Source organism: Nostoc sp. (assembly GCF_036917535.1).
In the GTDB taxonomy this organism is placed as follows: domain Bacteria; phylum Cyanobacteriota; class Cyanobacteriia; order Cyanobacteriales; family Nostocaceae; genus Nostoc.
Genome location: NZ_JBALDA010000015.1, coordinates 103,889 through 127,760 on the forward strand (window position 1 = coordinate 103,889; position 23,872 = coordinate 127,760).

A 23,872-nucleotide genomic window follows, 5' to 3' on the forward strand; every position below is an offset into this window, starting at 1 on the left:
CCCTGCCTTCCTACTCCCCTCCCCAAGTTTGCAGTTGCAAATAAACTAGTACCAACGTTGCTGCTAATAACACCGTCGCTCCTGCTGCTGCATAACCAAAATCAAACTGGCCAAAAGCTTCTTGGTAAATGTAGTAAACCAGCAAATTAGTCGAATTCAGTGGCCCGCCGCCAGTCATCACATAAATTTGCTCAAAACTCCGCAATGTAAAAATTGCGGTAGTAATGATTGCAAATATCACAGTCGGGCGCAATCCGGGCAAAGTAATATACCAAAATTGTTGCCAAGCATTTGCTCCATCCAAATCTGCTGCTTCATAACGACTAGGAGGAATTGTTTGCAACCCTGCTAAAAAAACCACCATATTGAAACCTAGTTGTTTCCAAATACTCATTAAAATAATTACTGGCATTGCCCAAAATGTGTCTCCTAACCAGGGTATGTCTGAAATGCCAAAAAAAACTAAAAGTCCGTTAACTGGCCCTGATGTCTGAAACAGCCAGCGAAATCCTAAACCCGCTGCCACAATTGAAATAATTGAGGGTAAAAAATAAGCACTTCGCAGGATGCCCCGCAAGGGAATGGAGCGGTTTAATAGTATTGCCAATCCCAAAGAGATAACTAAACTGGGAATGATAGTGGCAACCGTAAAATAAAAGGTGTTACCCAGAACTTGCCAGAAGTCGGGGTTAAGTAGCAAGCGCCAATAGTTTTTTAAGCCTATCCAATAAATACCTTTTAAGGTGAAACTACCAGCAGTGAAGCTGAGGTAGAACAAATAGGCAATCGGCCAAATGATAAAAACGCCCAGCAAAATTAATGCTGGTGCAAGAAAAATCCACGCGGCTGCTGTATCATTATCCAACCACGACTTAGTATATATTTTTTGCATCTATAATTTTCCCTTTTAGCTGTTATAACCTTCCGCCCTGATTCTACCCTTAGCTTGCATAAATTCTTGGTTCATAATTTTTTGATAACGGCTAACGTTCCTTTGATACTCAAACCAAGTCTTTTAGCTTCTCTTCTAGCTGTTGAGTCATCTAACAAAATATAATCTGCATTCAACTCAATCCCTAAAGCGATCGCTTCCGATTCTCCTTTACCCAATCGTTGATTTAAGCTGTTGAGGAGAGTTTTAAGACTGGATGTGCGAACTTGAAGTTTACCAGTATTGATTAGCGTTTGAATGGTTTGGCTAGCTGGATCTGACTTAGCGCTAATTTCCTCAGCAACAGATTGAGGAATGTAGAAATCATCAGGATATTCGATAAATTGATTTAGGTAGCTCAGTTTAGCGAGAAAAATCAGTGGTGATGAATTGAGAACAATTTGCATTCATTTACCAGTTTTTTTCTGAAGCAACATCTTCTTTAGAAAGGTAAGAAAATTCAATTCCCATCAGGTCTAAAATTTTAAGGAATTCTGCTGGCTCCAGTTGCATAACTTCTGCGGCTTTTTGAAGACTGATTACTTTAGCAAGTAAAGCACCAAGTAAAAAGAGAAAATTTTCTTTCTGTTCGATGCTGTGGAATAGCTGAACTTCTAAGGCGATCGCTTGGGTAAGCTCTTGGTTCATAATTATCTCTACTTGGAGTCTTTAGCTTAAACCTAATCCTAATTTTATCCATTCTGTTTTTTGAAAAAAGATTAGATTGTTCCGCTTCGCTACACTGAAAAAGGGTAAAGTCAAGAAGGGCAAAAGAGCTAAAGAGTCCTCCTAATCACGCAGACAACACGAAAACCAATGCGATCATAGCGGTTGTTGCGGAGGTTAAAGTTGCGGGACGCGGAACGACAGCTTTTAGGATTGTTGAACCAGGAACCACCCCGCAGACAAAAACTTTGATTATCATTGTCTATCCATGCACTTCCATCACTAGGCGCTCCTTCATAGCTATCATGCCAAGTATCTTGACACCACTCCCAGACATTCCCGTACATGTCGTATAATCCAAAGGCGTTGGGTGGAAAACTTCCTACTTCTGTTGTTTCTTGACGATATTTGCCCTTTGGTGCAGAAGTGTAGGTGTAATTCCCATTGTAATTGGCTAACTCAGTTGTAATCGTATCACCGAAGTGAAATGGTGTCGTTGTTCCTGCACGACAGGCGTATTCCCACTCTGCTTCACTAGGTAGGCGATATTTACGCCCAACCTTTTGACTCAGCTTTTCGCAAAAGTCTACTGCATCATCCCAAGACACTTGCTCTACAGGATGGTTTGCTCCCTTCCAAGACACTTGCTCTACAGGACGGTTTACTCCCTTGAAGTTGGACGGATTGGTACCCATTATTTGCTTGTACTGTTTCTGAGTCACTTCAAACTTGCCTATAAAAAAAGCAGGTACATTCACAGCGTGCTGTGGTTCTTCATTTTTGGTTTCACCAGTTTCACCGGGTGGTGAACCCATATTAAATGAACCAGCAAGAATCTCAACCATTTCCAGAGTTATGCCATTACCTAAGCCTTCTTCAAAGAACTTAGCTTGATTATTAGGATCTCGTTTAATTACCTTTCCCTTGTTATCTACTGTTACCGTTTCAAACTTAACAGGAATATATTTGGGTTCAGCTACAGAGATAGTTATCAATTTATTAGCAGGTTGATTAGTAGATTTAGTAGTCGGTGATTGACTCTTAAAAATTTCACGGCCTACTACTGCTGTCACCAAACCTACGCCTCCCAAGCCAGCCCACTTCAAAAATTTTTGTCGGCTAAGTCGCTCTTGAGGCGGTTGAATGGGTTGAGCAGAAATTGGCTGCTGAATCGGTGAATTAATCAATTGCTGGCTTAGTACAACTCTGATTCTCTCTTGCTGATTCCGGGATTCTGCTTCTGAAGATGATTGAATAATAATTGCTTCGATCGCAGATGTTTCCGCATCATTTAGTTGTAAAATTAGTTGAAAACGTTGAAGGTCTTCACGAGTAGCATCACTAAGAGGATATTCAAATTGCATCGACTCTCTAAACACCTCTTCATACTGTTGCAGCTTTTGCCGATGTTCCTTGATCGCAGCAACAATTGGATTTTCAATTGCAGTCACATCCTCAGCAGTCAGATTTAACGCTTGATGAAGTTGCGTTAGTTGAGAGCGTTTGAAAGCACTGAGCGGATATTCTTGCTGAACACCTTCTGTAAATTCCTGCTCATATTGCCGCAAGTTTGCTTGATGCCTTTCAATCTCCGCATTAATCCGCCTCTCGATTCCCCCCACGTCGCCATCACTCAACCCCAACGTCTGCCACGTTTGCTGCAACTGCTTCCGCGTCACCTTATCTGGATAATGCTGGCGCTGCGTCGCTTTCACAAACGCCTGCTCGTACTGCTGGAGTTTTTGATGATAGCTTTCAATCTGCGTTGTGATTTGTGCTTTGATTGGTGCAACATCTACATCCGTCAGTCCCAAGCGCTGCTGCTGTTGGTGTAAGTTATTTTGGGTTGCGTTGCTGAGAGGATATTCCTGCTGCGTGGCAGTAAAAAACAGCCGTTCGTAGTTCTGGAGTTTCTGGTGATATGCCTCTACCTCAGCCGTAATCTGAGATTCAATCGCGGCAATATCTCTATCCGCAAGCTTTAATTGCTGCTGGGTTTGCCGTAAGCGATCGCGGCTTGCCGTACTTAGCGGAAACTCCTGCCGCAGTACCGTTGTAAACTCCTGTTGATATGTTTGCAGGTTTTGCTGATGTGTCTTAAACCGTGCAGTCACCTGTGCCTCAATCGGCATCGTGTCCTCATTCCGCAGTCCCAAAATTTGCTGGAGATTTTGCAGATCGTGGCGATCGCTATCGGTAATTGTCTCGTCTCGCTCCAGTAGCTCGGTGAACACCTGCTGATACTGCTGGAGTTTTTCGTGGAACTCCTTGCGGTACGGTTCTAACACCTGATCTTCGATCGCCTTCGCCTCAGTTGTCTCCAATCCCAAGCGAGTCCTCAGTACATCCAATGTGCGACGACCAACAAAGGAAATTTCGCCTCGATGAATAAATCGTGCTACCTCTTTACGGTATCCCTGCCTGGGATCACCCGGAGCCACCTTTGTCAGTCTAATTTTAAAGCCTTCTCGAATTGCATAGATTTCCGGCTTCATCCCAGGTTGAAGTTTTTGCACCTTCTGACTGGCGTATTCATGGAGTTCATCGACGGAGATAAACTCATCCTGATCGCGATCGGCTTCTCCCGACTTGATACCTTCAATCAAAAAACGAGTGTAAATCGATAAATCTTGCCCTTCCTCCTCAAAGGAATATTGAGTCGAAGTAGAAGAAGTCAACACGGCTCGTCCTTCACCGCCCAATTGCTGCCGGATGTCAATTGTGCCGTCATCTTTGGCAGACATCCCCTCAGCAAACGCGCCACTAAAGCAGCTATCTAGGATCACCACCTGCCGACGGGAGCGGCTTTCACTCATGCGCTCGTGAATAAAATTGGCAGACACCGACGTTGAGCGAATCAATTCACCCTGCTGTGTCTTACTGGTGTTGCGAGTTGCCAGATACAGCCTACCGCGATCGTCTTTGATGCCGTGTCCTGAAAAGTACAGCAGCAGCAAATCATCCTTGTGACGATTGGAGAACAGCGTTTCAATCGCCATTTCTACAACTTGTCGTTCAGGATTTTTTAGCAGCTTAATATCTGAGGCAGCAAATCCGCCCATTTCAGTATGCAGCAGTACCTCGTACACTGCTTCCACATCTCTAACTGCACTGGGCAATGGGTTCAGCCCTGGCTCATACTCACTGACCCCAATCAGCAACGCTACCTTTACCATTTAACTCACCTATGCTGCGATCAAATCCTATGCGGCTTTAATCTCTATGTTGTTTCTTTCATACCAAGTTTTAGAATATCACCTATATCAATTGGACTAATTATGATCTAAACCTTGACAGCCAAATTTAATTAAGGGATGAAAATTTACCTATTTATGTAATAAAAATCCAGGCTGCTGCTGTATCATTATCTAACCACGACTTAGTATATATTTTTGGCATCTATAATTTTTCCTCTTAGCGGTTATGACCCTGTGCCCTGATTCTACCCTGAGCTTGGTTTCTCCTAGCACTAGCGATATTTGCCAACAAGTCGCTCCTTTAAAACTGGGAATTATGGCTTCTGGGAATGGCAGCAATTTTGATGTAGTTGCTCAAGCTATCCAAGATGGGCAGCTAAATGCCCAAATTCAAGTTTTAATTTACAATAACCCCTCGGCGAAAGCAGCCGTAAGAGCAGCCAATAAAGGTGTACAAGCAGTTTTATTGAATCACCGCAACTATAAAAGCAGAAAAGAGTTTGATGAAAAAATTGTGCAGACATTGCAGCACTACAATGTGGAATGGGTAATTTTGGCAGGTTGGATGCGATTGTTAACATCAGTTTTCATTGATGCCTTTCCTGATAAAATTATTAATATCCATCCTAGTTTGTTACCTAGTTTCAAGGGAATCCATGCTGTAGAACAAGCCTTGGCATCTGGGGTAAAAATTACTGGTTGTACAGTGCATCTAGCTTGTTTAGAAATGGATAGCGGCCCAATATTAATGCAAGCCGCAGTACCAGTACTGCCGGATGATACAGCAGAAACACTCCACGCCAGGATTCAAATTCAAGAACATCGAATTTTACCATTAGCGATCGCTCTAGCAGCTTCTTCGTCAAAAATTACACTAAGCGTAACGTAAATTTTCAATTGACGAGGAACAACAGTCATGATTTAAACTTCTGTTCTATTTGCAGATATTCAGGAACGCCGACGAGTTCTTGAAAATCTTGAAAGCTAACCAAATCAGGTAATTCAGTGGTTCCTTGTTCTTTTAAATGAAGAAAACAAGCAGTCATTACCTTTGTGACAGCTAGTAGGGCAGTCAGAGGGAAAAACACAATTTTGAAGCCCAACTGTTGTAACTTTGCCACAGAAACTTCGGGAGTTTTACCACCTTCAACGATATTAGCTACTAGTGGCACATCCGGGAAAGCTGCGGCGATCGCTTTTAATTCTTCAATAGACTGGGGAGCCTCTACAAATAGTATATCTGCACCAGCGGCAAGGTAAGCCCGACCACGAGCGATCGCTTCCTCTAAACCTAGTGACGCACGTACATCAGTGCGAGCAATGAGCACTAAACCGCTATCACTCCGCGCCTCCACAGCTGCCCTGATTTTACCAACGTGTTCTGCCTGGGAAATAACTCGTTTGCCCTCAAAGTGTCCACATTTTTTTGGCCATTCTTGGTCTTCTAGTAGTACACCAGCCACCCCCAACTGTACAGCATCCTTAATCGTGCGGACAACATTTAAAGCGTTGCCATAACCAGTATCTAAATCTGCAATTAGGGGAATGTTCACCGACTGAGCAATTCGTCCCACACTATAGAGCATTTCGGTAGCGGTAACAAAACCGTAGTCTGGTAAACCCAGCGTGGAAGCGGCAATCCCAAAGCCACTTGTAACCACTACTTCAAAACCTGTCTGTTCAACTAGCTTGGCTCCCAGACAATCGTAAACACCTGGGATGACGATAATTTCAGGACGTGCAAGTAACTGCCGCAGTTTTTGAGAAGAAGACATAAAAATTCAAAATTTAAAATTCAAAATTGTAGAAACTTGAGTAGGATTTACGCACACTCTACCAATTCTTGCTAATAACGGCGCTACTTTTGCTAATCTCTCACAAAGCTATTTATTCATCAGAGTTAGCTTCAGCAGTTTGATACGCTTGTAGGAGCTTAGCATAATCGAGAGTAAAACCTACTTGCATCGCTATCTGGGCAAATAAATCAACCTCAGATTGTTGCCAATCACGGGGTTCAGAACACTGATGTGCAATTAACAAGCCAAATAGCTGCTCATCTTTGATAATTGGTGCTACTAAATTTGCTTTCACACCAAAAGATTCGAGCAGTTTAATATGACAATCAGCCAAACTAGACTCATAAATGTTGTTGATTGCGACAACGCGACCAGATTGGTACTTTTCTACATAGCCTTGAGTGAAACAGGGGTCATGGATTTTAGACCGCAAAACTTTGGGATAACCTGGAAGCACCGATTCAGCAATGATAATTCCGAACCAATTAGCGTAAAAGCTATAAACTAACACTCGGTCAGTACACAGTGCTTTGCGAACCTCTTCCACAGTAGTTTTGATAATATCCTGTGACTTGAGGGATTGGCGAATGCTGCGGATAATATCCACTAGTAACTGACTTCGCATCCTTTCAGCCTCGATGCGTTGTAGGAGTCTTGCATGGTCGAGAGCAAATCCTACTTGCATCGCTATCTGGCCAAATAAATCAATCTCAGATTGTTGCCAATTACGGGGTCTAGAGCATTGATGTGCAATTAACAAGCCAAATAGCTGTTTATCTTTGAGAATAGGGGCGACTATATTTGCTTTCACACCAAAAGATTCAAGCAGGTGAATGTGACAATCAGCTAAACCGACTTCATAAATGTTGTTGATTGCGAGAACGCGACCAGACTGATACTCTTCTACATAGCCTTGACCGAAACATGGGTCTTGGATTTCGGCTCGCAAAACTTTTGGGTAAGTGAGAACAACTGATTCAGCAATTACTGTTCCAGACCAATTAGCATCAAAGCTATAAACCATCACTCGGTCGGTACTTAGAGCTTTGCGAACCTCTTCGACCGTCGTTTTGAGGACATCCTCTTCGTTGAGTGATTGGCGAATAATGCCGATAGTATCTGCTAACAACTGACTTTGCACACCCTCAGCCTCGATGCGTTGTAGGAGTCTTGCATGGTCGAGAGCAAACCCCACTTGCATGGCTATCTGACCAAATAAATCAATCTCAGATTGTTGCCAATCACGGGGTCTGGAACATTGATGTGCAATTAATAAACCAAATAATTGTTCATCTTTGAGAATAGGGGCGACCAAATTTGCTTTTACAGCAAAGGATTCGAGTAAGTTAATATGGCAGTCAGCCAAACCAGCTTCATAAATGTTGTTTGTGGCTACAATGCGACCAGACTGATACTTTTCTACATAACCCTGACCGAAACATAAGTCTTGGATTTCAGACCGCAAAACTTTGGGATAACCTGGAACCACTGATTCGGCAATTATAATTCCAGACCAATTAGGGTAAAAGCTATAAACCAGTACTCGGTCAGTACTCAATGCCTTACGAACCTCTTCGACCGTCGTTTTGAGGACATCTTCTTCGTTGAGCGATTGGCGAATGCTATGGGTAATTTCGATAAATACCTGAGCTTTATCTGCCTTGGTATCTACTTTTTGTAGAAGCTTGGCGTAGTCAAGGGCAAATCCTACTTGCATGGCTATCTGAGCGAACAAATCAATCTCAGACTGTTGCCAAAAGCGAAGTCTAGAACACTGATGTGCAATCAATAAACCGAATAACTGTTTGCCTCTAAGAATAGGTGCTACTAAATTAGATTTGACAGCAAATTGCTCCAGCAACTCAATATCACCATCACTGAGATCGCCTTGATGGATATTATCAATAGCATGTATCCTACCATTGTAATATTTGTCTATATACCCTGCCTCAAATCCCGGCTCAGAGACTGTAACCCCCAACATTTTCGGTAAGCCAGGTGCTACTGATTCGGCGATAAAGGTTCCATTATAGTTCGAGTTGAAGCAAAAGATAGTTACGCGATCAATGCTTAAAGCTTTACGAATTTCTTCTGAGGTAGTTTTGAGAACATCTTCTTGATTGAATGATTCTCGAACCCAACGGGTAATTTTGATTAATATTTGAGAGTAATCAGCTTCGGCTTCTTTCTCCTGTACCAAAACCGAAAGCAGGTCTGTGAATAAGGTGATGTTTCTCTCTAACATCACTAATTCATCTTGGCTAGCGATGAAGACTTGAGTAAACTCACTGTCTGGACGTAGCCTCTTTTTAATATTATTAGAGATTGCAGCAACGTTGCTGACTCGACTCATAACTCGATTCGTCACAAAAACAGCGATCGCACCTGCTAAAATTGCTGTCACTCCCATACCAATTAACAGGAGTGACAATTGTGTTTGTAGATCAAGTTCACTTTCTGTAAAACTTTTTGCCCTGTCTTGTCTAACTTGCGGAATTTCTGTATTAATTAAATTAGTGCCATAGTTGTAAGTAGCTATTCCAATTGCAACTATAGGAAGCACACTGATACTTAGTGCCCAAACTATTGCTTTAGTTTTTAAACTCCATTTTGGTTGCCAGTGTCTCTGTTGACGATTTTGTCTTGCTTGGTTTTGAGAAAAAGACTGACTCATAAATGAAACCTGGATTGTTGCAATTGAGAATCAAGTAAATAACCTCACCACCAAATTCTACACAAACCTTATTAAACTAGGACTAGCTTTCAGGAGTATTTTGAGCACTAATCTTTTAGTCATCTCCCATAATGTATATTTTTATTTGCTTTCAACTCGAAAAAATTGGATCTGATTAACAGGTTTGTTAACAATCAAATGGCGATCTCTTGCTTGGATGTCTTATTTTCTCATTAGAAGTTGTGGTTTTCTGGCAAGACAGCTAAACAATCTTTATTTTTTAACGAGGTTCTACAGACTTCTTTTCACAGTTACCCTTACCCGTAATCTCATGTCCGCTTGATTACTTACATTAATTTTCAAGTACATCAGGGACAAAATGCAGGATTCATGCATCAGACACAAAAAGTTTGTACTTCCTGCCTCCTGCCTCCATAGCCTAATCTGCAATCAACTCTACTGCATCTCGTCCATCAGAATTTTGTAAGTAAACTTTGACAATTTCTTCTTTAGCTGTAGGCAACTTCTTGCCGATAAAATCTGGATGAATTGGTAATTCTCGATGACCTCTGTCTACTAACACAGCTAAACGAATCACCTCTGGCCTACCATAATCGTTGACTGCGTTCAAAGCAGCGCGAATCGTCCGTCCTTTGAAAATCACATCATCCACGAGTACAACCGTTTTCCCGGTAAGGTCAAAAGGAATTTCGCTTTTCGTTGGAGTCCGCAACCCAATTTTGTCAAGGTCATCTCGATAAAATGTAATGTCCAAAGCACCGACTGACACTGCTACACCTTCGAGCGTCTCAATCTGACACGCCAATAATTCGGCTAATAACGCACCTCTGGTATAAATACCAAGAAGCACCAGTTGAGACAAATCACGCGTCCTTTCGACAATTTGAGAGGCAAGACGAGTCAAGGTACGACGGATTTCTTGGGATGAGAGAATTTCAACTACTTTAGCAGACATAGCGAGTCAGAAGTTAGGAGTGATAAGTTAAGAGTTAGGAGTTTTTATTCTTAACTCCTGTACAGACAAGGGTTAATCGCGTCTCTAACTCCTAACTTTATATTTACAATTACCTATTTGGGAGCATTAAGAATTAAGAATATAGCGATCGCTATCCCTAACCATAGCAAAAAACAATATCGAGTCAGCTGTAAAGCATTTTGAATAGAATTTGCAGTAATGGCATAAATAGCATCTCCTAGCAGTGGTTTGTACTTAGCTACCCCCCGATACCAATTTGTACCCCCCATCTGCACACCCAAAAAAGCAGCATAGGCACACTCACTCCAGCCAGAATTGGGACTAGGATCGTTAATTGCATCCCGACGACAAATTTGCCAAATATGCATCGGTTTACCCGATAGCAGCGCCAGAGTTACCACTGTTAACCGACAAGGTAGCCAAGTCAAACAATCTTCTAACCGCGCACAGAACCATCCTAAATAAGTATAGGGTGCTTCCCGATAGCCCACCATTGAATCGAGGGTACTGCTAGCTTTATATGCTAAAGCCAAGGGAGTTGGCCCCACAACTGGGATAAAGACACCAATAATTGCATAAAAAAGTGGAGCCATTACCCCATCAGTGGCATTTTCTGCAACCGTTTCTAAAACCGCTCGGGAAATTTCTGCTTGTGAAAGGTTTTGGGTATCTCGACCAACGTAATTACTTAAAATCTTCCGAGCCTTCTTTAAATTTCCTGCTGTTAAAGGTTGTAAAACAGCCTCCGCTGCTGCTCGCAAACTTCTGCCGGCAAAACAACTAGCCAAAAGAATGCTATCTATTGCAATTCCTAAGAGTGGATGAACCCATCTGGCAATTTGAATAATCAAAAAGCCAACAAGACCGCTACCAATTATTAAGATAATACCTAGTACAATTCCAGCTAGGCGTTGTGTTAGAGAATTTTGACACAAGTGAAGAAAAAATTTGGTCAGGCGAGAAATTACCCACCCCATAACTTGCACTGGATGAGGCCAATCCCAAGGATCGCCAATTAAGTAATCTAAAAATGCTGCAATTATTAAGATATAGATATTATTAGTCATAAGTCACAAGTCAAGAGTTAATATTTCGACTATTGACCGGAGCTTCAAAGTCTCCGGCTTTGCTCTTGACTAAACCACAAAACTAGCTTCTTCTCCAAGGGAAGCTTGCCGGCTACGAGCATCGTAATAAAGGTCTGCCAAAGTAATACTGTATAAAGCTTCTTTAACCTTTTGGTTAAGTCTCTGCCAAAGGCTAAACGTTACCCAATCTTCAGCTTGTGTTGGTGCTGGGGTGTGATGAGGTAAATGGCTAGTCTCACCAACAGCTTCTAAAATTTGTCCTATAGATATTTGTGCAGGCTCTCTGGCCAATTGATATCCGCCGATGCTACCACGAATTGATTTCACTAAAGACGCACGACGCATTTCTATTAGTAGTTTTTCAAGGTAAGGAGCTGGAATATCTTGGCGTTTAGCGATCGCTCTCACAGATACAGGCCCATATCTTGGCTGTAAACTTAAATCTAGCAACGCCTTCACACTATAGTGTCCTCTGGTAGTTAATTTCATTTTGGCAAGTTTTGTTGTTTGTCCTTTGTCTTTGTTGGCACTGCATCTCTCTTGAAAGAAATTCTAATGTCGGCTTCTGACTGTTAGACTTCTTTAGTTTTGATTTGTAAATAACCAATGACTAATTACCAATGACCAATCACTAAGGATCAGTTTTGCTTATCATTCTGTGACTGAGTTCTCATCCTTAAGAAATAGACAACCTCTTGAGCGTTAGTTTAGAAAACTTAAAACTTATTAAAACTTATATAGTCTAGCAGTAATTCACAAACTATATATATAGTTATCAGCATTGCCAGCATTCTCTAAAACAGATTGTCTTGGCAATATTGGTAATGGCATAACAATTGTGCATCTGAGTGTAATATACTTGGCTAGGTTGAGATAAAAACTAAAGGATTATATTCCTATTAGCTCAACCTCAGCTAAAATAAAATCGATTCAAACACTTCAAACATTCATTTTCGACCTAAGTTGATGCCTAAACAGAAAAAAATTGAACCCCTACTCGGCGAAGAACTGCTCAAAAAAGTCAAAGAGCTAGAGAACGAGAGCAAAGAAGACAAAGCCAAGAAGTGCGGCTACTATACCGTTACCAAAAATGGTATAGAGCGCGTCAATATGATGAAGTTCTTAAATGCCCTAATTGATGCTGAAGGCATTCAGTTAGACAGTACACCCAGTGCTAATGGGCGTGGTGGACGCAGTGCTAGCTATAGAATTAGCGTGCAATCGAATGGTAACTTACTTATAGGTTCAGCTTATACAAAACAGATGAATCTGAAACCAGGAGATGAGTTTGTGATCACTTTAGGCAAAAAGCACATTCGTCTGAGACAGGTAGATCCAGAAGATCGCGAAGATGATGAAGCCATAGAAGCCACAGCTTAAATAAATGGTCATTAGTCAATTCTCCGTTGTCATTTGTCCTTTGTCTTTTGTCCTTTGTGAAAAACAATGACTATAAACAGTCATTAGTCAAGTGTCATTTGTCCTTTGTGAAAAATGATGACCAATGACTAATGGTCAATGACCAATGACTAATGACTAATGACCGAAGAACAAAAGGATACAAGCCCCTAAATTAATTTATGGAGAACAGAAAAAATGTACTGAAGAGACGCAAAGCGTGAGAAATACTACATCATTATTACAAGCCCCTAAATTTATTTATGGGGACTATTAATTTTGAATTTTGAATTTTGAATTTTGAATTTTGAATTACCCGAAGAAGTTGACTATATCTGTAGTGGGTAAGACTGGTAGATAGTGGCGAAGTGCCTTACGCGTTACTGCTAAATTACAGGTTAATGCAATTTGCTCTTTTTCTAATAAACCCAAAATGCGATCGGGTTTATCTCGTGCTACCACTGGTAATTGATGTAAACCTCGAAGACTCATCCGGTCTAAAGCCTCAGATAAAAGTTCATCTTGCCATGCATAGAGAATTTCAGTAGTACAAATGTCTATGAGGGTTTGACTGGATAAATTATCTGGAATTTCAGTTAGTGAATTTGGGTATGTTTGCCAAATAGCAAGAGCACGGTTAATATCTTCCAAAGAAAGTATACCAACTAATTGCTCTGCTTGATCAAATACTAAAGCACTACGGACGCGATCGCGGATCATTTCCACAGCTGCATCTAATACTCCCAGGGTTGCAGGTAACTTTTTGGGACAGGGGTACATGGCATCTTCGACCAAAATTTGCTGCACAATTTCCGCTTGTTCATCTTTCAATTCCGAAAGCCCAATCTGTTGTAGATTAGAGTTAGAGTTAAAAGTTGGTTTAATCCTTTCTACTAGCCAAACACTCAAACCTACAGCTGCCATCAACGGTAAAACAATTCGATAGTCGCGGGTTAATTCAAACAGCATTAAAATAGACGTTAACGGCGCTCTCACACTAGCAGCCAGCACTGCTGCCATTCCCACCATTGCGTAAGCTGGGGGAGCTGCCATTTGATTGCAAATTGTCGGGAATGCTACGGCTAACATTTTGGCGTAAGCCGAACCAAAAGAAGCACCTAAAAACATTGCTGGTGCGAACAAACCACCGATGAAACCGCTACCCGCACTAATTGCAGTCATCAATAACTTCACCACCAATAACATCACCAATAAGTAGAGTGGAAACTCCACATCTTGAAGCATTGCTTCTACAGTTTCATAACCGACACCCAAAATTTGCGGGAAGTGCAAAGCAACAGCGCCAATAATTGCACCGCCAATAATTGGATGAATCGGCTGAGGAATTCGTCCTAAAAAATCAAAACCTGGAACCTTCCCAGCAAAGCAGGCTTTTGCTAAACGAATTAATTGAGTATAAGCCAGAGAAACTAAGCTGGCCCCTAAACCCAAACCAAGATAAAGAGGTAGTTCCAAAGGACTGCGAACTTGGTAAACAGGTAAATCAAAAGCAGGTTGGGCCCCCAAACCAATTTGGGCAATTAATGCTGCTACCACCGCCGCTAGCAGCACCACACTCACAGCAGAAGTAGCAAAAGATGTAGCTCCCATCACCACCTCTAGGGCAAAAAAGACTCCAGCGATGGGAGCATTAAATCCCGCAGCCAGTCCAGCCGCCGCGCCAGCACCTAACAGCAAACGTCGTCGTTCTTGAGATACATTAAGGATCACAGACAACAACATTCCAAAATTTGCGCCAATTTCGACACTCGGTCCTTCTGGCCCCAAAGAAGCACCACTCCCCAAAGAAACAGATGCAGCCAGCATTTTTGTCACTGGTCGTAGTGGTCGCTTAATCTCTGTTCCCTGAGAAGCGGCGATTAAAGATGAAAGTCCAGGGCCAAAGTCTTGAGTGCGCCAGCGCATCAAGCCAACAATTAATCCGCCAAAGGTGGGAACGCAAGCTAAAGTCCAAGCACCCCAGGCGCCAATTTGACTCATTAAATTTTCTAGCATCAACTGGTGAACCAGCTGAATTAAATAGTGAAAGGTGACTACACCCATACCAGTACCACCGCCAATGAGCATGGCTAAAAACAGCACAACTGTTTCTGGGGATGGTTGAAAACGATTAATTAGGTGAGCTATACGAGCGGAAGGTGTAGGAAAGGCAGGTTGTTCCGTTACCTTCCTCAATTGAGTGGGAGGCAAGAGAGTCATTGAGAGGGGGGGTAAATGTAAGAAAAAATTTAAATTTTTATCTGTTACTTATCATTGTGAGCCATTATTTAGCAACCGGACAAGTAGACTTTATTTGCTTAACTTCCACAGCTTTAGCTAAAAATGTCATTGTGCAAAATTTTTGTGGGGAGAATGGTTAAATGAGAGAGAATTATTTAAGGGTCAGCGATACCTAAGTTAGGTGTAGCTGCGGCTAGTGGGGTGCGAGCGATCGCCAACACTATTTTTTTTAGAGACAACAAAGTTTTTTCGGCTGGGTGGACGCACCCGTAAACATTAACCATGAGTCATCCTTGTTTAAATCTAGCTATACTCGTGTTGCCACTATTGAGCCATCCTTGGTAGTAATAGAATGTATGTATGATTGATGCCTGATGTCAGATCGTACATTAATCCCAATTCAATATAGCTATTGTTATAGAGCGAGTAAATGGACTAGGCGGACGAGGTAAATGAATATACACACTTTTGATAATCATTATGTTACTTGCCCAATTTGCCAAAGAAATGCCACGCCAAAACCAATTAAAACGCGCATGGGCTTGTTTTGCTGTCCCTATTGCCAGGAAAGGCTAGTAGTTTGCCAAAGTGGTCATTATGTCCGCGATCCGTTTACTTGGAGACAATTGATGATGTCTTCTTCGCTACGTCGTCAAAGCCGACCTTTAGCGAGGATTATCAGAGATTTTGTCTTACTCAAGCGTCCTATGGTAGCTTTAGCTGTAGGTAGTGCCATTTTCTTTAGTGCGATCGCACTGACCCAAGAAAAGACAAGCTATGATAGCCAAATTCTTCCCACAACAGAAAAAATTAATGACCCAGGAAACAAATCTCAGTAAATGGATTACTTTTGTATAAATCAAATTCTACTTTGATTATTGTAATATTATAACTAAATACTCTGATAAAACCGTGTCTTATTGCCCCAAATAGGACACGGTTTTATATTATGTCTCTTTAAAGAGCGATCGCCCATTAGACATCTAATGAAATTAAATATGGGTTATCCATAACTCTTATAAAGATGTAGCACTGCTACGTCTTTACATTTATTTTTAGTCGTATCTATATGTGTTGTGTCTGTTTATCAACTATTGGAGTTGATGACACTCACTATCGCTTAAATTGGGTTCCAGATTTTACCAAGACACGGGTAGTTGAATATACTTTGGTTTTGTTAGGACGCTATCGACGTTTGAGTAAGGATTACAAACTAAGTAGGTTGGTGTAAAAATTCGTCGTTGGAATAAGCTAAGAGCCAAGAGCCACAAGGCACGAGCGAAGAGGGTTTTAGCCTAGTTTATTTTTGTTTACATAGTTTGGTTTTATTATGCCAACTTACTTGTTGCCAGAGGTAATGAGTTAATAATTTATGCAGCTATAGTGCGACTAGTACTTTGTCATATCGCTTCTTGAGTATTATTTAAACTTTGAAACCGCGTCTTTATATTTACTTTACAAATCAAATTTTATTATCTACCTTTAAATAATTAGGGTAAATTAAAAACAATGTAAAATTTCTGCCGACCAGTACATTTAACTACACATTTTTCTCACTCATTGGCTTTTAAAGCATGAATGATAATCAACGAATCATCCACCTAACTGAGGTTTCTGCACTCGATTTCCCGACTGACAATAATTATAAGTATAAATGCCATTTGCAGGTAGTTTCCGAAGAGGGACAAAGCTTGTTAGAAAGGGATCTGCTGAACCGCACGCAACCCAATTGGTTGGTGGATTTGAAAAACAAGGGAGACTGCACGATCGCCATTACTCTGCGTTACCGGGAAGGGGACATTACTCAACCTTGGCAGGATGCTGGAATGGTCGCGTTTGCCACCCAGGAATGCCTGAATGGAGAGCGCAGTGCCGAGTTAGAATTTCCGATTACAACTTGGAACCAGGCACCCCAATTGAAGCTGAAAACTCGCCTGACCCAGAGTAGCAGTGAGGGAAGTAGCAGCACCTTTACAATCTTGGGGAATCAGAACGGTACTCGCCGCCCTTACAGCAAAGGGACTCAGACAGAGAGTGAGTTCGAGATGCCAGAATCTGTTCCTCTCTCGCCACAAGAAGAAGTGATTGTCAAAGACGCTTGGAACAAGCTGCGGGCGTGGAAAGAATTGCAGATGGAAAAGTTCTTGAAGCGTCTGTTGCTAGAGTCACCTGAACTAGAGTACATCTTCGGGGAAGCGATTAACAGCATCAATGACTTTTTCTTTGAGTTGTTTGATTGCTGCATCCACCAGCTTCAGCCTGAAACTCAGAATGTAATAGGAGAACCCTTAATGGGCGTACCTCCAGAAAAAGAGGATTTGTTTGACACAGTTGAGGATTACGGTGCGCTGTTTGCCGATATTGGAATGCGTCCCCAGCACTGGTTAAAGGCACGGCAGGTGTGGATGTGGATGCTACCATCGATTCCTTACCTAGAAGAGTACGATCGCCAGGATTTAGCAAAAGGCACAAACTCTGCCCTTTACCGCTTCTTCAATACCCATGTGATTGTGCCGATGGTAGAGGCAATTCACCGCTACAATAAAGCTCTGCCCCCAGAAATGCTGCAAAAGATGATGGAATCCTGGCAGGTGTTCAGCCAGAATAAGCAAGTCATGGGGATGGAGTTTTATCAAATCCTGTTTGAGAAATATCCCTTTGTATTGCCGATTTTTGGACGAGCAGACATGGATTACCTGTCTCTACACCTGTTTCAGGCATTGGAATTTCTTGTCCAATCCCTAAGAAGCGGCAGCAGTGATGAGATGATCCGAGAGTTGCGTTTCTTAGGGCAGGTGCATACCAGTGCAGGGGTGCCATCCTGTGCTTATCCGGCAATAAACGATGCTATTTTTACCTTGTTTGAGCGGCACGTACCGGATTTCACCCCAGAGTTACGGCAGGGATGGCAGACGTTAATCGATCGCGCTGTGAATGTAATCAAGCTGCCCAAGCTGAATGAGGAACGATTGCTCAAAAAAGCCAAGCAGTACCTAGAGCTAATCGCCACTGAGCAGGCATGGGAGCCGGAGGACAAGACACGACGCTGGGCAGAAATTCAAGAGGAAGTACACGCTACCGGAACCTATACCCACACGTATGAAGAAGTCGCCTATGGGGCACAAGTGTCATGGCGCAATGCTTCTAAGTGTGTAGGGCGGATTCAATGGAATAATATGGTGATCCGCGATCGCCGCCACGTTACCGACCCTGATGAGATGTTCCGTGAACTCCAAGAACACCTACAGTCGGCTACAAACGGCGGTAATCTCCAGATTACCATGACCGTCTTTCGTCCCAAACATCCTAAGGAACGCTGGGGGCCACGCATCTGGAATCCACAATTAGCTCGTTATGCAGCATACGAGCAACCGGATGGTAGCATTTTGGGCGATCCTGCCAACTTGGACGTCACCAAAGCGATTATGAAATTGGGCTGGCAACCCTCCCAACCACGCACAGAGTACGACATTTTGCCTATAGTGATTGAAGCTGCGGGTATGGAACCGAAGATGTACCACTGGGATCGGGATGAGATTCTGGAAGTGGAAATCGAGCATCCTGCGATTCCTGAATTCAAATCATTGGGTTTCCGTTGGTACGCCGTCCCTGCGATTACCAACTTCTCAATGCACGTTGGCGGCATCAATTATGCCTGCATTCCTTTCAATGGCTGGTACATGGGCACTGAAATCATGCGGGATTTCCTGGACGAGTACCGCTACAACAAGATGGAGGACATCGCCAAAGTTCTCAAGCTCGATACTAGTTCCGAGCAGACATTGTGGCGCGATCGCGTTGCATTGGAACTCAACGTTGCCATCCTCTACTCCTTCCAAAAAGCGAAGGTGACGATGGTAGACCATCAATCTGCCTCTCGTCAATTCCTGGCCCACGACTTACGCGAGAAGAAAGCAGGACGCGAGTGTCCAGGGGATTGGGGTTGGGTCGTACCCCCATCCGGGGGAAGTGCTTGTCCGGTCTGGCACCACCAGATGCGCGACTTCTACTTAGAGCCAGCCTATCACCATGCTGCTGATCGCTGGGCAGTTGAAGATGGTATTGACCTGGAAAAATTTATCACCACTACTGATGAGGACGACAACAAGCAAGACCGCATCTTGATTCTCTACGCTTCCGAAACAGCTACTGCTGAAGGCTTGGCGCACAAAGCCGCTCGTCAACTCCAGCGATTCCGTCCCCATGTGATGGCGCTGGATGAATACAACACCGACACCCTGGCATCGGAGAAACTCCTACTGATTGTCACATCCACCTTCGGCAATGGCGAAATACCTGGAAACGGCAAGAAGTTCCTCCAATGGTTGAAAAAACAACCTGCGCGTTCTCTCGACGGTTTGAATTACTCCGTTATGGGCATTGGTAGTACCGTTTACGAAAACTTCTGCGCTGCCGGAATTTCGGTAGATAAGGGACTCGCGAAGGCGGGAGGTAACTGTATTGTGCCACTCCACAAAGGCGATGAAATCAAGGGACAAGCCGATACCTTCAAACAATGGTTAGGACTGGTTTCCCGCGTTCTGGGTGAGGATGTGACCTCCGCCGATGCGACAGCCCAAGCCGCACCTAAACTAAACGTTACGTTTTTGAGTGAGACGGAAGCGGCAAATATTTCACCAATAGAAGTGAGTGGAGACAGAGGTGTGGAAGTACCTCTGGTTGCCAATAGCGAACTGCTCAAAGAAGTAATTCCCGGTAGCCGTTCTACTCGCTATCTTGTCTTTGATATTTCTGGTAGCGATTTGCAGTATGAAACAGGCGATCATGTTGCAGTTTATCCTTGCAATCCGGTAGAGTTGGTAAATCAGTTGTGCGATCGCCTTTCAGTATCCCCCAACACCTATTTTACAGCTCGTTATTTAATGCCTGATGGTACGGAATTAGAAGAAAAACCTCCTGTTACCGTTCCCACAACTATTGGACAGGTTCTCTTGGAAGACCTTGATCTGACTTTGCGCGAACCATTCAATGACGTGCTTACCTACCTGTACTCGGCAGCAGAAAATCCTCAGGATAAACAACGCCTGGAAACCTGGTTGGAAATTCTGCGGCAAGGAGATGAGCATCCCGACAGCATCACGCTCAAGAAAATGATCGCGGACAACTTCATCAGCGTTGTCGATCTGTTCAATGAATTTCCTTCTGCTCAAATTACACTAGAAGTCCTGCTAGAGTTGTTGACGAAGCAAAAACCACGCCTCTACTCGATTTCCTCCTGTCCTCTGCTTCATCCTCAGCACATCCAAATCACAGTTGGAGTATTGCAAGTTAAAACGGATGCAGGTAAAACCCGTCAGGGACTCTGCTCAAACTACCTTGCCGGACTGGAAGCGGGGGCAAAAGTTCGGATCAGTGTCCGCACCTCCAGCTTCCGTCCACCCACCGATCCACTCATACCAATGCTGATGGTTGGGCCGGGTACGGGGGTATCGCCGTTGATTGCCTTCCTTCAGTATCGGCAAGCCCTATTGCAGCAGGAGACACAATTAGGTGATGCTTGCTTGTACTTTGGCTGTCGCAATCACAGTGACTTCCTCTATGCAGAGCAACTTGTAAGCTGGCAGAATCAAGGCGTGCTGTCAGGGTTAGAAGTTGCCTTCTCGCGTTTGACTGAGAAGAAAGTCTATGTGCAAGGCTTAATGCAAGAAAAAGCTGAAGAACTCTGGCAAATACTCAGCCATCCGCAATGCCACTACTATGTCTGTGGAGATGCCAAGATGGCTGACGATGTGTTTGAAGTGTTTATGGCGATCGCTAAAACGGAAGGCGGATTATCGCATATTGAAGCTGTTAGTTTCTTCAACAAAATGAAGCAAGAAAAACGCTTTTTCAGTGATGTTTGGGGCGTAGTGTTGAACTTCAAGGAAGCGATTAAAGAGGTACAGCATGACAACTACTCGAAAGCTGAAAAATGGCTTGAGCGTGTGCAGGAATCTGCTGATAGTCAAGCCACTGTTCACGAGGAATTGCAACTGCTAACTATCTAAAGAAGGGAATATCGTATTTGACTGATTCCACCTATATCAACTTCCACGACTTTGGTGTATACCGTAAAGTTTGCAAATCGTCTTTTGAAAGCTAATTATTTCTATCAATGTGATCCCTGGCAAATAAAATCTCCTGCTGCTAAGTGTCCATTCCATCATCAGGTTTAAGCAGGCAAAAGGGGTATAAGGGAAGATAAATCTTCTTTTATACCCTTAGCCATGCACCGCTCACCTCTAAATTTTCATACGTAAGTCCTAAATATTTTGGGTATGCCTCTTTTGCCCAATGCCCCATATTTACAGCCGATTAGTATCTTTTGTGACTAATTTCCAACCTTCAGCTTGGTCAATTAGTTTCATCGACTCTAGTTGAAGATTGTTGAAAGCAGATGCATGAAGCAGGAAGTAGGGTTGGCCGTTGTAGTGCCAATAATATTCCAGCTCACCAACAGAAGCGGGAATGATGGTGCGATCGCTATAATAATCCAGCGAGGGACGATGGTAGGGAAAAGAGGTGTAAATCTTCCTCGTCGCTGGATTTGCTCGTACAATCATGGCGGCGACTGGTTTAACTGGATAGGCTTGTGATAATTCCCAAACCCAATAGTTAGATTTCATTAACAGCAGCAGCGAAATATAACTTCCCCAAAACAAAATTTTCAGAAATTGTCCGTCACCTCGTTCTGCCAAAATAGCTGCTAAGGTCATAGTTAAAGCTACGGCGGCAAAAATCAGTTGTAAGTCTGTTTTTGGTGTTGTACCTGAACTAAAATAAATGCTACCAGCAGAAGCAGCCACAGCAAGTATTGCCAAACCAGCGACCCAAGCACGGGGATAAGATGAGAGTAAAGGTGAATTTTCCGTTTCTGATAACTGGATACCAAAAGCTAAGGCTAAACTAGGGTAAATCGGGAATAGATACCAGGGAACTTTGGTAATCATGAAAGAAATTACCAGCAGATAAACCCCACTCCACGCCATTACTAGTTTTGCCCAACTAAGGTTGCGATTTTCCCAGGTTAAGCGGACAGTTTGTGGTAAGAATAATAACCACGGCCATGTGTATTTGAGAAGTTCAATCACATAGTACCAAAGTGGTTCAGAATTACCTTCTACAACTGAGCCAATTCGGCCTAGTGATGGGTTTGCAATACCAATTTGGGCGAAAGTATAACCATAGTGAATTAGTTGGGCACCATACCAACCAGCTACAGGTAGAATGCCAATTAAGATTGCTATCCAGAGATAGTAACAAGTGAGCAGTCGTGGCGTATCCCAAAACAGAAATACAAGTGCGATCGCACCGAGTAATACGCCTAGCAGTCCTTGAGTTAAACAAATAAACCCAAAGCTAATGCCAACACCAAGACAATAACGTAAATCTCGGCGCGATCGCAACACGCACAACATCATCACCATCAAAAAACTTACCATCGCCCCATCCAACATTGCCAGCCGCCCATGACGCACCACAGGTAGCATTGTTAGATAAATCAAGGCGCCATAAATAGCAGCCCAACGTTGGCGAAATATTTCTCGAGCAATGCTATATAGTAAAGGTACAGATGTTGCTGTTAAAATTGCTCCAGGTAGGCGCGTTGTCAACTCATTTTCGCCTCCCAGAGAATAAGCCCAAGCAATTAGCAAATGCATCAAAGGCGGCTTGTTGTGATATGGTTCGCCTCCTAGAGTTGGGTAAAGCCAACGCATTGAACCTGCTGGGGCGTGCCAAATTTCACGAGCAACCTGTGCCACAGTACCTTCATCCCAATCTCGCAGCGGCAATCCTCCCAGATTGATGCTAAACAGTAATACTGCTGCTAACAGCAATACTATTAGCCATACCCAATCAATCCATTTGCCAACCGTGCGATGCTGTTTTTCCAAATGACTCCAAATAAAGCTTCCTTCTTGCATATTCTCTGGTAATCATTTTACTTGCTGGTTTGATTACATAGAGACATCTAGCGAATCTCCAATGTTGCCACCCAGTAACAACGTATGTTCTTAACAATTGCTAGTTTCCAAGATTAACTCAAATTTTTATAATTAGCGCTATTTTCTGAAAAATTTTTATTGGTTATTTAAATAACATTTTAGTTATAAATGATAAAGATAATACAAGTAATAAATTATTTACTACCTGTTATATAGTCCGTAAATAAACTTGTATTTTCTTTTGAAGGTGACGCCTAGTACCGCAAGGTGGAAATCAAAATTCAAAAGTCACGCATAATTGTATTCCAAGTTCTTGCACCATTTGAAATGGTGAGGCAGTCTGCAGAAGAGGGGGTTCCCACGCCAGTTGCTTGGCTGTCAGCAGAGCCGCCCAACGCACTGGCTCCCCATGAGGAACTGCCGTTAGCCCAGCGTTAGCGAGCCTGCGTTCGCGTAGCGTCTCGTAGAGAGCGTCACCCGTTCGCCCTTGGCGTTCCCGAAGGGTAGGGGTATGTTTATTTCCGCCGTGCTGTACTATAGCAATCCTAAATGAGTCGTGAAAATCTCTGATTCCTCTCTATGCACTCTCTACGCCTCTACGATTAATTTATTTTTACAAATGATTTAAGACTGCTATAGTTAAAATTTTATCTACTTACTTTTTATTTAGTTAATTTCAAAAACCTAGTAAGCGATTGCTACGCTAATTCAATCGTATACTGAATCCTTGAAGTAATTATCTATATTTTTAAACAGTATTTCTGTGAAAAAATAACTATTTATTAACTAAAAGTTCAATTCAGTAATTATTAATAAAAATGTTACTCAATAAACTAATTATACTTTTTTAATTTTAATTAAGTAGATATTTAATTGCAACATCTATATTGTACAATTTTTTAAAGCACTTTATAAAACAATAAACAGCTAAAAAATTA

The 23,872-nt window shown here is 42.7% G+C and carries 16 protein-coding genes; 4 read left to right on the plus strand and 12 right to left on the minus strand.

Annotated elements, in window-relative coordinates; all coding sequences use genetic code 11:
* Positions 1 to 10: 10 nt before the first annotated feature.
* The 4 genes from V7K56_RS05100 to V7K56_RS05115 all read right to left on the minus strand — a co-directional run bounded on the left by V7K56_RS05100 (position 11) and on the right by V7K56_RS05115 (position 4,773).
* Positions 11 to 892: a carbohydrate ABC transporter permease gene (locus tag V7K56_RS05100; protein ID WP_334908222.1), complete on the minus strand. Its 882-nt coding sequence runs from the start codon at positions 890 to 892 to the stop codon at positions 11 to 13.
* Positions 893 to 963: 71 nt separating this feature from the next.
* Complete coding sequence (locus tag V7K56_RS05105; protein WP_334908224.1) at positions 964 to 1,338, minus strand: DUF3368 domain-containing protein; 375 nt, start codon at positions 1,336 to 1,338, stop codon at positions 964 to 966.
* A gap of 4 nt (positions 1,339 to 1,342) precedes the next feature.
* A complete protein-coding gene (locus V7K56_RS05110) occupies positions 1,343 to 1,579 on the minus strand; it encodes a hypothetical protein (protein ID WP_334908226.1) in 237 nt (78 codons plus the stop codon).
* Between the two features lie 128 nt (positions 1,580 to 1,707).
* A complete protein-coding gene (locus V7K56_RS05115; RefSeq protein ID WP_334908228.1) occupies positions 1,708 to 4,773 on the minus strand; it encodes a caspase, EACC1-associated type in 3,066 nt (1,021 codons plus the stop codon).
* A gap of 247 nt (positions 4,774 to 5,020) precedes the next feature.
* Here V7K56_RS05115 and purN point away from each other — a divergent pair, with 247 nt between their 5' ends.
* Complete coding sequence (purN, locus tag V7K56_RS05120) at positions 5,021 to 5,683, plus strand: phosphoribosylglycinamide formyltransferase (RefSeq protein WP_334908230.1); 663 nt, start codon at positions 5,021 to 5,023, stop codon at positions 5,681 to 5,683.
* 25 nt (positions 5,684 to 5,708) lie between these two features.
* Here purN and V7K56_RS05125 read toward each other — a convergent pair whose 3' ends face one another.
* From V7K56_RS05125 to V7K56_RS05145, 5 genes are all read right to left on the minus strand, one after another.
* Entirely contained in the window at positions 5,709 to 6,569 is an 861-nt protein-coding gene (locus V7K56_RS05125; protein WP_334908232.1) for an isocitrate lyase/PEP mutase family protein, read from the minus strand.
* A 112-nt stretch (positions 6,570 to 6,681) separates the two neighbouring features.
* A complete protein-coding gene (locus V7K56_RS05130; protein WP_334908234.1) occupies positions 6,682 to 9,264 on the minus strand; it encodes a GAF domain-containing protein in 2,583 nt (860 codons plus the stop codon).
* A 439-nt stretch (positions 9,265 to 9,703) separates the two neighbouring features.
* Positions 9,704 to 10,240 carry a bifunctional pyr operon transcriptional regulator/uracil phosphoribosyltransferase PyrR gene (pyrR, locus tag V7K56_RS05135; protein WP_334908236.1) on the minus strand — a complete coding sequence of 179 codons (537 nt, stop codon included), beginning with the start codon at positions 10,238 to 10,240 and terminating at the stop codon, positions 9,704 to 9,706.
* 113 nt (positions 10,241 to 10,353) lie between these two features.
* Positions 10,354 to 11,328 carry an adenosylcobinamide-phosphate synthase CbiB gene (cbiB, locus tag V7K56_RS05140; protein ID WP_334908238.1) on the minus strand — a complete coding sequence of 325 codons (975 nt, stop codon included), beginning with the start codon at positions 11,326 to 11,328 and terminating at the stop codon, positions 10,354 to 10,356.
* A 69-nt stretch (positions 11,329 to 11,397) separates the two neighbouring features.
* On the minus strand, positions 11,398 to 11,838 hold the full coding sequence (locus tag V7K56_RS05145) for an Rrf2 family transcriptional regulator (RefSeq protein WP_292786631.1): 441 nt from the start codon (positions 11,836 to 11,838) through the stop codon (positions 11,398 to 11,400).
* Between the two features lie 477 nt (positions 11,839 to 12,315).
* Here V7K56_RS05145 and V7K56_RS05150 point away from each other — a divergent pair, with 477 nt between their 5' ends.
* A complete protein-coding gene (locus V7K56_RS05150) occupies positions 12,316 to 12,729 on the plus strand; it encodes an AbrB family transcriptional regulator (protein ID WP_229461166.1) in 414 nt (137 codons plus the stop codon).
* Between the two features lie 330 nt (positions 12,730 to 13,059).
* On the opposite strand, the gene V7K56_RS05155 is transcribed toward V7K56_RS05150, so the two are convergent.
* Together V7K56_RS05155 and V7K56_RS05160 are read right to left on the minus strand one after the other, a co-directional pair.
* Positions 13,060 to 14,967: a chloride channel protein gene (locus V7K56_RS05155; protein WP_334908241.1), complete on the minus strand. Its 1,908-nt coding sequence runs from the start codon at positions 14,965 to 14,967 to the stop codon at positions 13,060 to 13,062.
* A 176-nt stretch (positions 14,968 to 15,143) separates the two neighbouring features.
* Positions 15,144 to 15,272, minus strand: coding sequence for a hypothetical protein (locus V7K56_RS05160; protein WP_334908243.1), 129 nt, complete (start codon positions 15,270 to 15,272; stop codon positions 15,144 to 15,146).
* Between the two features lie 168 nt (positions 15,273 to 15,440).
* Between V7K56_RS05160 and V7K56_RS05165 the strand changes: the two genes are divergently transcribed.
* Positions 15,441 to 15,827, plus strand: a complete 387-nt coding sequence (locus V7K56_RS05165; protein ID WP_334908245.1) for a hypothetical protein — start codon at positions 15,441 to 15,443, stop codon at positions 15,825 to 15,827.
* A 735-nt stretch (positions 15,828 to 16,562) separates the two neighbouring features.
* On the plus strand, positions 16,563 to 20,996 hold the full coding sequence (locus V7K56_RS05170) for a nitric oxide synthase oxygenase (protein ID WP_334908247.1): 4,434 nt from the start codon (positions 16,563 to 16,565) through the stop codon (positions 20,994 to 20,996).
* Positions 20,997 to 21,293: 297 nt separating this feature from the next.
* Here the strand turns inward: V7K56_RS05170 and V7K56_RS05175 are convergent, their stop codons facing one another.
* Positions 21,294 to 22,913, minus strand: a complete 1,620-nt coding sequence (locus V7K56_RS05175; protein WP_334908248.1) for an ArnT family glycosyltransferase — start codon at positions 22,911 to 22,913, stop codon at positions 21,294 to 21,296.
* Positions 22,914 to 23,872: the final 959 nt, after the last annotated feature.